Source organism: Collinsella aerofaciens, from assembly GCF_028207065.1.
Classification (GTDB): domain Bacteria; phylum Actinomycetota; class Coriobacteriia; order Coriobacteriales; family Coriobacteriaceae; genus Collinsella; species Collinsella aerofaciens_AR.
This window is the reverse complement of the sequence record NZ_JAQLFP010000025.1, coordinates 1-12,089: the sequence shown is the minus strand read 5'-3', so window position 1 is coordinate 12,089 and position 12,089 is coordinate 1. Positions and strand designations below refer to the sequence as shown.

General features: G+C 59.0%; 8 protein-coding genes. 1 reads left to right on the top strand and 7 read right to left on the bottom strand.

Annotated elements, in window-relative coordinates; all coding sequences use genetic code 11:
- Positions 1–203 precede the first annotated feature (203 nt).
- From PMX72_RS07740 to PMX72_RS07710, 7 genes are all read right to left on the bottom strand, one after another.
- On the bottom strand, positions 204–6,617 hold the full coding sequence (locus PMX72_RS07740) for a discoidin domain-containing protein (RefSeq protein ID WP_271729487.1): 6,414 nt from the start codon (positions 6,615–6,617) through the stop codon (positions 204–206).
- Between the two features lie 514 nt (positions 6,618–7,131).
- Positions 7,132–7,572, bottom strand: coding sequence for a MarR family winged helix-turn-helix transcriptional regulator (locus tag PMX72_RS07735; protein ID WP_271729488.1), 441 nt, complete (start codon positions 7,570–7,572; stop codon positions 7,132–7,134).
- Between the two features lie 104 nt (positions 7,573–7,676).
- Positions 7,677–8,003 carry a hypothetical protein gene (locus tag PMX72_RS07730; protein WP_117646153.1) on the bottom strand — a complete coding sequence of 109 codons (327 nt, stop codon included), beginning with the start codon at positions 8,001–8,003 and terminating at the stop codon, positions 7,677–7,679.
- Between the two features lie 195 nt (positions 8,004–8,198).
- Positions 8,199–9,026, bottom strand: coding sequence for a PTS system mannose/fructose/sorbose family transporter subunit IID (locus tag PMX72_RS07725; protein ID WP_117716197.1), 828 nt, complete (start codon positions 9,024–9,026; stop codon positions 8,199–8,201).
- Entirely contained in the window at positions 9,026–9,883 is an 858-nt protein-coding gene (locus tag PMX72_RS07720) for a PTS mannose/fructose/sorbose/N-acetylgalactosamine transporter subunit IIC (protein WP_089572605.1), read from the bottom strand. The genes PMX72_RS07725 and PMX72_RS07720 overlap by 1 nt, the downstream gene beginning before the upstream one ends.
- A gap of 72 nt (positions 9,884–9,955) precedes the next feature.
- The gene (locus tag PMX72_RS07715) at positions 9,956–10,444 is read right to left on the bottom strand and encodes a PTS sugar transporter subunit IIB (RefSeq protein WP_089572604.1); all 489 of its coding nucleotides are present in this window, start codon (positions 10,442–10,444) and stop codon (positions 9,956–9,958) included.
- 79 nt (positions 10,445–10,523) lie between these two features.
- Positions 10,524–10,958 carry a PTS sugar transporter subunit IIA gene (locus tag PMX72_RS07710; RefSeq protein WP_089572603.1) on the bottom strand — a complete coding sequence of 145 codons (435 nt, stop codon included), beginning with the start codon at positions 10,956–10,958 and terminating at the stop codon, positions 10,524–10,526.
- A 308-nt stretch (positions 10,959–11,266) separates the two neighbouring features.
- Between PMX72_RS07710 and PMX72_RS07705 the strand changes: the two genes are divergently transcribed.
- Entirely contained in the window at positions 11,267–12,049 is a 783-nt protein-coding gene (locus PMX72_RS07705; protein ID WP_158551165.1) for a GntR family transcriptional regulator, read from the top strand.
- The last annotated feature ends 40 nt before the right edge of the window (positions 12,050–12,089 follow it).

Genomic DNA, 12,089 nt, shown 5'->3' with positions numbered 1-12,089 from the left:
TGTTGAGAGCGGTGACGCAGCGAATCCGCGACCCTTAACTGCAAATAATTCAAGTATAGCCACCGATGCCGATGTGTTCGGTGAGAGACGGAATGCTTTGCGAGATTAAGGCCGAAGGGTCGGAGCTTTCCGCCTACATTCAAAAAGCATGCCCACCGTCCTTGGGTGGGACGGCGGGCACGCTTGCTTAGCTGTTGCTGGGGCTACTTGGCCTTGCTGCGACGATGGAAGAAAGCGCCGATCGCGGCGATGATGGCGCCGAGACCACCGACGGTCACGACGGTCGCCGCCGTCTGGTCGCCGGTATTGGGGATCGCCGAACCGTTCTTCTTGCTGCCCTGGGCCTTGTCGCCTGCGGGCTTGCCCGCCTGGTTGCCGCCGTTCGAGCCATTGCCGGAACCCTGGTTGCCCGAGCCGCCCTGGTTGCCGGAGTCGGCATCCCTGAGGCTCTCAATGGCCAGCTTGAGCTGGTCATAGGCCGCCTGGAGCTGGGTGTCGGAAGCATTCTCATCACCCAAGATGTCCTCGGCGTAGGTAATGGCATCCGTCAGGGCCTTGACAGACTCGTCCGTCTTGCCCCTGGTGTCAGTCTCCTTCGCCTGCTTGACCAGGGCCTTGAGCTGCTTCTTAGTCGGATTCTCGACCGGGACCACCGGGGTCTTCTCGAGCGCGCCGCGGGCGCTCTCGAGCGCCCTGAGCGCCTGGTCGACCTCGTCCTGCGTGGCGTCCTCATCGCTCAAGATGGCGCGGGCGCTCGCCAGGGCGTTCTCGAGCGCCGTCCAGGAGGCCTCGGTGTAGTCACCGGCCTTGAGGTCGCCGGCAGCAACCTCGGCATCAACCTTTTCGATCGCGGTAGCGAGATCATCCTTCGCCACCGGATCGGGGACGGCCGTACCGTAGAACTTGAGCTCCGCCATGCTGCAGTAGGCATCAACGTCGCCACCGCCGGCGTGAATCACCTTGACGGTCACGTAGCGACCGCGCGCGGCGCCAAAGCTCATCTGCTTCCAGTCGCCACGGTCGGTGAGCACGCGGCCGTCGTTGTCGAAGGCGAACGTACCCATCGACGCGGCGGTGCCCATCTCATAACCGTCGGCAGTGTCGGAGACCAGTATCTCGGCCTCGAAGATATCGCCGTTAGTGCCGCCGTCCTGGCGCGGCAGGAATGTAACGTCGGTGAGATCGTAGTCGCGGCCCAGGTCGACACTCAGATACTGGGGCATACCGGTCCCATGGGCCCAGTCGCTGTGCCAAAGCGTCCGCTCGTCGCCGTCGAGAGCGTTGACGGCGTTGCTGCCCTCGTAGTCGGCCTCACTCGAGAAGTCGGCCACCTTGACGTTCTTGCGGTTCTCGGGCGTGTTGATGAGAATCTTCTCATCAACAGGGCGCATCTTGAGGCCGTCGATTGCCTTCTCGATCTTGGCTGTGGCGTCTGCGACATCCTTCTTGCTATAGCTGCCCTGGCCGCTGTCGAGGAGCTTCCGAGCCGCCTCGACCGCAGTGGTGAGAGCTGCATAGGAATCCTTGGTGTAGACGGACTCGCTGTAGCCCGCGGCCTTGGAAAGCGCTGCCACGAGCGCAGAGGTATCGACACCAGCCTTGACCTCGACCTCATAGGATGCGGTCTTGGAGGGGTCGAGTACCGACGCCACCGTGATCTTTGCCTTGCCGGCCTTGTTGGCACGCAGGTAGTAGCTCACGCTATCGCCAGCCTGAACAGCGGAGACGCTTACCACAGAGGGGTCGGAGCTCTCGACCGTCACATAGGGGTAGCCAGCGCTCTCAGGCGTAGCCTTGGCGTCGACGGGCGTAATGTCGCCTTCAAAGAACTCGGTCTGGTTCTTGCCTAGCTCGACACCCTCGATGGCCTCGACACCCTGCGTGTAGTTGAAGTTGACCTCACGCAGTGTGAGCATCTGGTCACCCGATGCCTCAAGCGGCGTGACCTCGACCTTGGTCGCCTTCTTGCCCTTGTTCTCGGCAGAGAGGTCAAAGGCGTAGCGAGCCAGGAAGGAATCGTACTCCCCGCCCGCGAACTCTTGGATCGAGCCATCCTCGAACGTCACGACGGCCTTGATCTTCTGTACGGTTCCGTTGCCGCCGTTGCGGTTAACGACCTCGACGCTATCGAGTTTCGACGGCGTCTTAAATGCGAATGTCATCGTGGTGGGAAGCTTCACGTAACTCGGTAGCTTACCCTCGCTGTCCCAGTTGCCACTCCAGTTCCACAGGAACTCAAAGCCGTTGTCGCCCTCGTTATTATCGAACAGCGCGTTATAGCTCTTCTGCTGGATAAGTTTCTCGACGTTGGTCCCGTCGTCGGTCGTGAGCTCATCGTTGGTCATCGTGATGTTGAAGGCATCCTGGGCGTACTCGGCGACCGTTGGCTGAGGAACGTCCGGCATCGTCACCGTGCCGTCGCTCGCAAACTCAAGTGCGTCGCATGCCGGGCCGATAAGCCAAGATGTCGAGGGCAGTTCGACCTTTCCGGCGGTCTTGGCCTTGAGCTTGAAACTCGCCACCGCGCCAGTACCGTTGTAGAGCTTGCCATCGCCGCGGTTGGCAAAGGCGAGATTGATAGTCTGCGTTCCGTCCACGAACTGGACCTTCTCGCGAGACAGGTTCTCCATGCCGGCAGTCGAGCCGTCCTGCGCGATGCTCTCGGACACAAACTCGAACTGGTCGCTCTTGAAGTTGACGAGGGCGCCCAGGGCGTTGACGTTCTTGGCGTCGGCCGCATAGACATCAACGGTGATCTCATCACCGGCCTCGACCTCGGTCTTGCTCGGAATCACCGCGAGCGAACCTGCGACCTTGCCCTTTTGTTTAGTGCCGCCGTCAAGACCCGCCATGGTGAACGAGTAATCGTAGACGTCGTAAACGCCGTTATCGTTGAGGTCGGCGAAGTGGTCGCGGATCTGCGAACCGAACGTCGGGGTATCGGGCTCGCGATTCTCGAGGCCCAGATAGTTCTTCATGTTGGAGTAGTCTCCGTCGGAGATCGTGGCCTTGTTGAGGTTGGAGCCCACGGCGAAGCCATCCGTGCCGTCGGTCTTGTAGATGGCAATCTCGGACGCGGAGAAGAAATTGCCGACCGAGGCGAGCGGTGTCATGCGCACGTAACGGGCGGCCACGGTGCCGTCAAACGCTACCGTCTTACAATCAGCGGAACGTGCCCAATCGACCTCCTGGCTCGTCCAGTGGACGCCATCGAGACTCGTCTCAACACGCATCTTGGTCACGGTGCCGTTGCCGGCGTCATCGCGCGGATAGTACTCGAGCTTATCGAGCTTGTAAGCGCGTCCATAGTCAACGGTAAGCGCCTTGCCCAGATCGTTGCCACCGGAGTGGAAACCGCCGTCGCCCGACTGGAACTCATGGTCGAAGGCGAGCTCGGCCTTATGGCTGCCGTAAAGTGAGCCCTCCCAGGTGATTTCCTCGGCGTCGGGGACGTTCCGCCACGGATCGAGTGCGGAGTTCGCCTCGAGCACATCGCTCCAGGCGGAGTAACCTTCGGCGTTGCGCGAACGAATCTGGTAGGTGTGCTTGCTATTGTAGGCGAGGTCGGTGTGCGTGAACTCGGCCGCATCACCCACGGCAAACACAGTGCCGTCGACCTTAAGGTCGTAGGAGGTAGCACCATCGACCTTTCCCCAGGTGAGCTTGATGCTCGTTGGGGTCGTGGCGTCCTCGGGGGCAGCAAGGTTCGTGGGTGCGGAGAGGTTCTCGTTGAGGCGATCGGCTGTGAGCGTGGCGTCGGCGTTCACGAAACCGCCCAGCTCAAGCGTCTGCGCCGCTGCAGCAACATCGGTCTTCGCGAACTTGACGTAGACCTTGGGGTTCGTGGTGATCTTGGTGTTGTTAAAGCTCTCGCCCTGCTCGGCCTCGGTGCCGTCCGCATCGCTGCCGTAGTGGTTGAGGTTGGGGGTCTCGCTGTAGAAGTAGACCGCCTGGCCGGCCTCGGGGGTCGCGGCGTCAAAGGTCTCCTGCGAGTCGACCTCAACCACGTTGAGTGCGGATCCGCCGTTCTTGGCGACAACGCTCGTGGGCTTGGCGGACACATTGGCCACGAAGGTCGTGGTGCGGTTGGAGTCGTAGCCGTTGTAGCCGCCCTGCGAGGCCTCGGCGGTAAAGGTCGCGGTGCCGCCTGCGGCCTTGGAGCTGTAGACGGTGCTCACATGCTCACCGTAGGAGATATTGTCGATCGTGCCGTAGGAATCGTCCTCAGTCGTGTTGTTCTCGATGGAGGAGCCGTCGTCCTCGTACTGCGTAAAGGTGCCGTCGCCCTCGGTGGCGAAGAACTCGACGATACGCTGGCTGCGGTCGGTACCCTTGGTGTTGGTGTCGCTCACGGCCTCGGGGTTGTTGTTCTCGGCGTACATCGGCACGATAGCGTTGGCCTTCACAAACAGCGGCAGCTTCCAAAGCGGAGCCTCGTAGTTGTTGAGAACCTGGCCGCCGCGATACTGCTTACCCGAGAAGTAATCGATCCAGATGGTGGGATTCTCGTCGGTGCCGTAGTTGGGGAGGTAAATCCCATTGCGAATGTCGTTGCCGTTCTCGTCTGCCTGGGTATCCTGATACACCGGTGCCACTAGGAAGTTCTCACCGAACATATACTGGTACTGCGTCGAAGTGCTTGCGGCGTACTCGGAGTTGTCGGAAAGCAGCATGGCGCGGATCATGGGCAGGCCGGCATCGCCGTTACCCGTGTCGATGTTGGCCGCCGAGGCCGCGCTCGTGTAGATATAGGGCATGAGCTGCGCCTTGAGCTTGAGGTAGAAGCGCGAGATGCCTGTGTAGGGATCGCCGTGCGTCATGGGCGATTTACGGTAGGTGCCCCAACCGTCCATGTCAAGCATAGAGGGCGTGAACGTCTTCCACTGGTAGTCACGCGCAGAGATGATGGGGTCGCCGCCAAAGATGCCATCCATGTCGGAGCCGATGTTGGGGTTGCCCGAAAGACTCTGACCGATATACGTGGGGATATGGAAGCGAATGTACTCCCAGTTACCGCCATACTGGTCGCCGGTCCAAATGCCACCAAAGCGCTGCGTGCCGGCCCAACCATCGAGCGTGATGATGTTGGGGCGCTTGTTAGCGCCGGTCGTCACCGTGTCATAAGCTGTCTTGATGCCATTAAGACCAAAGGAGTAGCCAGATCCAACCCAGGCAACGTCGGTCTTAAGGGTAGTGATGCCTCCCGTCTTGACCTCGGCGTCGAAGTCGCGAAGCAGATGCCACGGGGTCTCAGGGTTGCTGTCGGGCTCAAGGTTGGACTGGGTCCACAAGCCCGTGCTCACACCCTTGGAGTTGGCATACTCGGTGAACTTCTTAAGGTTGTCGACATTGGCACGCACAGCGTTAAGACGGTCGGCCGAGCTCGCTCCGTCGGAGTTGACGCCGCCGGTCTTGTAGTAACCGTTCTGGCCATAGCCGGCGCCGTAACCGTCGTTCGGCAGGAACCAGCCGAGCGGCATGTCGTTGTCCTCGTAGTCATCGATAACCTGACGAGCAGAGAACTGGCGGTCGAAATCGGTCGCTTTCATGTTCTCGGTATCAACCGTAGGGCCCTCACCGTTGAGCGTCTCGGCCGCAAGTGTGCCGTCGAGCTTGTAGCCCGTCGACATGCCAGACTCGTACTTAACGTCGCCCTTCTCGCTCGAGGACTTGCTGCCCTTGGTCTCCCACTTCTTTTGACCCGAGGTCGTTGACCAGCCATCACGGTTATAGGCATTAAGATGACCAAGGTAGAACCCGTACTCGGGCAGCAGTACCGGGTTACCGGTCACCTTGTAGTAGTCCTGCAGCATCTCGGTTGCCACGTTCGAAGCGCCCTCGTTGGTCGCCACGAAGTAGTAGGCATCAAACTCATTCTCGCTGTGCAAAGTCGTGACCGTCGATGAGTCCGTGGAACCGAAGTCGTAGGAACCCTCTGCAAACGTGTTTCGGAGTACGCCGTAGCCGTCACTCGTCCAATAAAACGGGTTGGGCGAGGCAACGCCGCCATCGGTCCAGTTGTTCGTGTTGGAGATGGCGATGGTCTGGTTGGTGTGCAGGAAGCGTCCGTTCTGGGTGCCGCCGCCAAAGAAGTTCTCGGACTTCTCCTTGGCGAGCGTCTGGACGGTACCCTTCTTATCAAGGTCGAGGGACGCGGACTCGGAAACCACGACACGGTCGCCTGACTTGATACTCATCTTGCCAGTCGCCTTGTCCAGGATCACGGTCGCCTTTCCGCCGGTGATCTCGATAGTGTCGCCCTTGTCGGCAACCGTCGCACTCGGCTTGCTGTAGGTGTCCGAGGTATCGGGCTGAGCCTGGATCTTAGCCGTGTGGGACTTACTACGCGGCGTGGCGTACTCGGAAAACTCACCCTTGGGGTCGACGTTATAACGGAAAATACCGTCCTCGAGGAACGTAATACGGCCCTTGATGCCGTCAGCGAAATCGATGTCGACGACATTCGAGGCAGACTGGGACACGGTCGCCGAGTCGACGCCCTTGAGTGGCGTGGCAATCGCCTGCTGGGGATTGGCAAACACGAGCGTCGCTGCAGTGGCAACGAGGACCGCGCTTCCCTTCACCCACCGTTTCGTAAAAATGGAATTCCTGCGCATCTGGTCTCCTTTCTTCCGACATGCTGAGGTGCCGAGGACGCCCCCCCCCGGCAGCATGGGAAAACGTATCAAACGGAGATGTTCGGTACATTCCGCACAATGGGGGCCACCCGTTACCAAGGGGCCAACTGGTAGTAACCAGATAGCCACCTACTAGGTCATATCAACATATGGGAGCACTTGCGCACCCAAGTTCGGAATTCTCCCAGCGGCAGCAAAATAAGCGTCAACGGCAAGGTGGGCTTAATAAGCCATACCAATTGGTTCTTCAGTCAAATACCAATCTAGCAAAAATGTACTGTTTGTCTGGTATTACACAGACCATACCTTTCCCTCGGGAACTGGGCTTCGCGAAGTTTCCCGAGGGAAAGGCTCAGCCGCCATCCTGCAACCTACCGGGGATTGCCATGACGTACGTTGGCTGATTTGGTTTGGAATGAGATGTTGACGGTGGCTGATGGGCACAACTGTCCCGGGTGCATTTCAAGATGCACCTAAATGTCTGTCTTTATCCTTATAGATTGTCCAGGTAGTCGTCGGCATCATAGGTAAGGCTGTAAGCTTTATTCAGGATGCGCACGAGCTCCTGGGCATCGTGCTCGCCGAGCGCCGAGAGTTGTTTCGAGAGCGATGCCACACTCTCGGCATTTTTTTTCGCCGCGAAATCACGGCCTTCCTCGGTAATGCTCACCAGCACACGCCGACGATCGTTTGGATTAGTCCTGCGCTGAACGTAACCCTTACTCTCGAGTGAATCCAAGATATGCGACATGCGCGCGCGGGAGAATTTCAGCTTCTTGGCAATCTCGGAGGGAATGACATCACCGTCAATACCCGATAGATACTGTAAAACCGGTGCCTCGCCCACACTGGCGCCGCCGGCAGCACTCAAGGATCCCTTGGCAAGGGAACGTGAGTACACAATCAGTTTTCGAGCGACGTCATCGTAATCCACTGGGGATATTGTCCTTTGCAACTCTAGAAGGGCCATAAAACCGTCATTTGCCGTACATTAGTTAACATTCGCAACAATTATTTATGATACCTCAACGCGGAAGTCTATTGCTCGTCCTTCTTGCGTCGCATAAGCTCCTCAACGTCGACACCAGCGGCCTCGAGCATGCGCTCGACATTCTTTTTGGCGTTGGTCGTGCCGACCTTAAGCACGATCGAAAGCGGAGTGCCCACCACCAGGCACACGATGCCCACGGGGACACCCCAGCCGGGGCCGCCCTGCATACCCCACATCCCCATCAAAAAGCCAATCGCCACGAGCGAATAGCCCAGGCGCAGCCAAACATTGAGCCGCTGAATAGCATCGGTCTGCATCTTTGCCTCGCGAATCAAGTCGTCGCGCGAAAGGTCGTGTCCATGTTTCTCGTGCATATGGTCCTCCTCGTGCAAAGTGTGCATCATGCGCAAGTGCATCGTTTGTCGAATACGTCATCTTTCAAGAGCAATATAGCGGGTGTCGTGTAGGCGATGGAGGTCGCTGGCCATATTGCCCTTGAAGGGCGGCGCAAAATCAGAAGGCCGTGCGGTTGAGGCCGCACGGCCTTACAGGGGGCCAGGGGATGATGACTAGTAGCTCAGTGCCGGGTCGAAGAAGCCAATGAGAACGCCCACAAATGCGATCACAACGAGGATCAGCATCATAACGATGGGGTTGACCTTCTTCTTGGTCATCATGTACCAGCAGAAGATGATGAAGACCATGGGCAGCAGGTGCGGATAGATGCCATCGAGCGTGTCCTGGAACTTACCGCCGCCGGGCAGCACCAGATTGGGGCTGCAGGTGATGGAGACCCAGGTAGCACCGACTGCACCGATGACCATGGTACCGACCATCACGATGGAATCACGCAGAGCCTTGGCCTTGGGGCCGACGAGGGCCTCGACCGCCTTGCCGCCGAGCTCATAGCCCTGGTTGTAGGCAAAGCGCATGCCAAGGAACATGAGCAGGTTCCACACGACAATATAGAAGATGGCGCCGAGCGGGGAGCCGCCGGTCGAGAGACCGAGGGCAATACCGAGCAGGATCGGGATCAGGGTACCGACGATCAGCGAGTCGCCAAGGCCGGCGAGCGGGCCCATGAGGCCGGCGCGGATGCCGTTGATGGCGTCGTCGTCGATGGCCTCGCCGTTTGCGCGAGCCTCCTCGAGGCCGGCGGTGACGCCGACAATCATGGTGCCGATCTGCGGCTCGGTGTTGAAGAACGCGGAGTAGGTCTGGAGGGCCTGCTTCTGCTCCTCGGGCGTGTCGTAGAGCTCCTCGACAATCGGAAGCATGGCGCACAGGTAACCGAAGGTCTGCATGTGCTCCTGCGAGAAGCAGGTCAGGTTGCCATAGGACCAGTTACGGAACGACTTGGCAAGCGTTTTCTTAGAGAGCTTTTTCTTCTCTGCCATTAGATGTCCTCCTCTTCCTCATCATCTGAGCCCGAGGCGATAGCTGCCTTGGGAGCGTTTGCGAGGTCGATCTTGAGCGAAGCGATCTCATAGTTGATCAGGGCGAAGAAGCAGCCGATGCCGGCAGCGGCGATCAGGTTGCAGCCCATAACAGCGGACAGGGTGAAGCCGAAGAAGAACGTCAGGAAGTCCGTGGGCTTAGAGATGACCTGCTTGAGCAGGATGGCGATACCGACGGTAGGCAGCAGCGAGCCGACGGTAAACAGCGTCTTCATCGCGATGCCGTCCATGGGCATGTAGGTCTTCATGAGGTCGACCATGGCGGTGCCGCCCATGGTGATGATGAACGTCGGGAGGAACGAGCAGACGATGTGACCGATCCAAGGCAGAACGTTGTTGACCAGGTAGAGCTTGTGGAGATCGCCCTTCTCGAGCCACTTCCAGCCCATGCCCTGCCACACCAGGTTGATGGTGGCGGTGCCATAGAAGAGCACAGTGCCGAGCGTGCCGACGGCGGCACCGAGGGATGCGGCCATGCCGGCAGCCTCAGCGGAGGCGGGATCGATGCCCGAGTTCTTGATGGCGAGGATCGCCAGCGGGATGCCGATATAGGACACGGCGCGGACGTCGGCGGAGACGGTTCCGCCGGGGGTCACGAGAGCGATGTAGACAACCTGGATGGCAGCGCCGACGAGGATACCCGTCTGCATATCGCCCATGATGATGCCGACGATGAGGCCGGCGACCAGAGGACGACCCAGAGTGTAGTTGCCGATCGTCGTGCCGCCCATGCCAGGCAGTGATGCCAGGCAGGCGAACAGGCCGAACAGCGCGGCTTGGAATGCATTGATTGCCATGCTTTCCCCTTTCTTTATTCCTCAGCCCCTTTCACCAAGGGCTGTAGATACCAAAATGCGGCTGGCACCTAACTAGAAGCCAAACTGACCGCGGAACTTGGGCCACTCACCGATGGACTTCTCCTTGATAAGGGCGAACTCGACCGTGTAACCGGCGTTGGTGAGATCCTCGAGCGCCTGGGCCTCTTCCTGCGTGATCGACTGGTTGTTGCCAAGCTTGGTGGTGCCGGGACGATCGTTGCAGGGACCGACGATGATGCGGTCCATGCCGGGCTTAAAGCCAAAATCGACGAGAAGTTCCTTCATGTCGAGCGGGTTCTTGGTGATCAGGAAGTACTTGGTGTCGGACTTGAGAACCTTCTCGGAGACCTCCTTGAAGTGCTCCTTGGTCCACACGAACGTCTTCTTGCCCGAGGCACTCTTGTAGGCCTCCTTGAGCACGGGGTTGGACGCTGCAGCGTCGTTGACGGCGATAAGACCGTCGCAGGGATACTCGAGGGCCCAACGGGTAACGGTCTGTCCATGGATCATACGGTCATCAATACGGATGAACGAAATCATGCGTTCTCCCTTTCTTTATCACCGGGGGTCTTTCCTCTTAACCCCCGCTCCATCACGAAAATTTGGGCGGATGCGCTGCCTAGATGTCGTCGTCCTCGTCGTCGGCGTCATCGGTCGGGACAACGAGCTCGGACATACCGTTCTTGCCCTCCTGCAGCATCATCTGCTTGAGGGAATCCAGGTCCATGGTGGCAAGCCCCATCATGGCGGTCATAGCCATGGGCAGATTCATACCGCCGAAGGCAATGGTGTGGGCGAGCAAACCCTTCTCGGCCAGCGTGTTCATGGCATTGGTGAGCGGCGATCCGCCCAGGATGTCACCAAGCAGGACAACCTCGTCATCGGCGGTAACGGGAGCGAGCATCGCCTTGACGTTCTCGACATACTCGTCAGCGCCCATGCCGTCCACGAGACTCGTCGACAAGATGTTCGGGGCGTCATTGCCGAGCATCTTGAGGACACTGTGCAGTCCGGGAGCGAGCGTTCCGTGACTGACCATTACCAGATACCGCATGCGGTCTCCTCTCGACCTGCCGCGTGTCGCACGGCTTTGCTTTTTGCTGAGATTATTGTTGCGCCGGGGCATGTTCGGTACAAGAAAATAGTTGCGAACGGCAACTATTCATCGGTTAACGGTAGCAACTATTTTTGTGCCTAAATTATTTTTTCTTCTAATTATTTTTAAAATAGCAGGTAGATTGCCTGATAAATGTTTTATGTTCCTTATGCACCATACATACCAGCAAGAATCGGGCCTGGCATCTCCGGTTTGCCCCGCAGTGTCAGACCATGTCACGTACGCCCACGACATGGAGGTACCCCATGGATATGATCTCGTTTCTCGCCTCCGAACCCTTCGACCGCAGCGGTGATACGCCGCTCTATGTCCAGCTTAAACATCGAATCGCTCTGCTTATCGCCAGCCAGGCGTTCGACACCAAGACGCCGCTGCCACGCGAGCTCGAAATCTGTGAGCGGCTGGAGTTATCGCGCGCGACCGTGCGCCGTTGCTTCCAAGATCTCGTCATCGAGGGGCGCGTGGTGCGCAAGCGCGGCCAGGGCACGTTCATCAAGCCCCAAACTTCAGCACCCGGCATCGACCTGGCCCTGAATTTCAGCGCGCGGATGCGCGAAGCGGGACGGGTTCCGAGCTCGCAGATTCTCGCCTTTTCAAGCATACCGGCCGTCCGCGGCATCGCCTCCGGGCTCAAAGTGCCCGAAGGGACACCCGTCTGGGAGATTCGCCGCCTGCGTCTCGCCAACGACAAACCCATGGAGCTCAACTACGTCTATATCCCCGTGTCACTTTGCCCCGAGCTCACGCGCAAAGACGTGGATGGCTCGCTCTACGCCTACATCGCGGAAAAGACCGGCATCCTGCCCGCAAGCGTCGATGCCGTCTACGAGACAGTCAACCTCGACAAGCATGAGGCGCGTCTTTTGGGACAGAACACCGGTAAGGCGGCGATGCGCATCGTGCGTTCGACCTACGACAAGACGGGAACCCCGTTCGAGGTAGGCGTGCTCATCAGCTGCGACGGTCAGGCAAAGCTGCACGTGCACATCGCCGCCGACAAAACAACCTTCACCGCCACAGCCCAATAAATCCAAAACGTGGGCGCCGTCGTTCAAACGAACGACGGCG

Bases quoted from the DNA above. Each gene is read 5' to 3' on its own strand.
- PMX72_RS07715 (WP_089572604.1), bottom strand. From the start codon at position 10,444: ATGATTTCGTTCATCCGTATTGATGACCGTATGATCCATGGACAGACC.
- PMX72_RS07720 (WP_089572605.1), bottom strand. From the start codon at position 9,883: ATGGCAATCAATGCATTCCAAGCCGCGCTGTTCGGCCTGTTCGCCTGC.
- PMX72_RS07705 (WP_158551165.1), top strand. From the start codon at position 11,267: ATGGATATGATCTCGTTTCTCGCCTCCGAACCCTTCGACCGCAGCGGT.
- PMX72_RS07710 (WP_089572603.1), bottom strand. From the start codon at position 10,958: ATGCGGTATCTGGTAATGGTCAGTCACGGAACGCTCGCTCCCGGACTG.
- PMX72_RS07725 (WP_117716197.1), bottom strand. From the start codon at position 9,026: ATGGCAGAGAAGAAAAAGCTCTCTAAGAAAACGCTTGCCAAGTCGTTC.
- PMX72_RS07740 (WP_271729487.1), bottom strand. From the start codon at position 6,617: ATGCGCAGGAATTCCATTTTTACGAAACGGTGGGTGAAGGGAAGCGCG.
- PMX72_RS07730 (WP_117646153.1), bottom strand. From the start codon at position 8,003: ATGCACGAGAAACATGGACACGACCTTTCGCGCGACGACTTGATTCGC.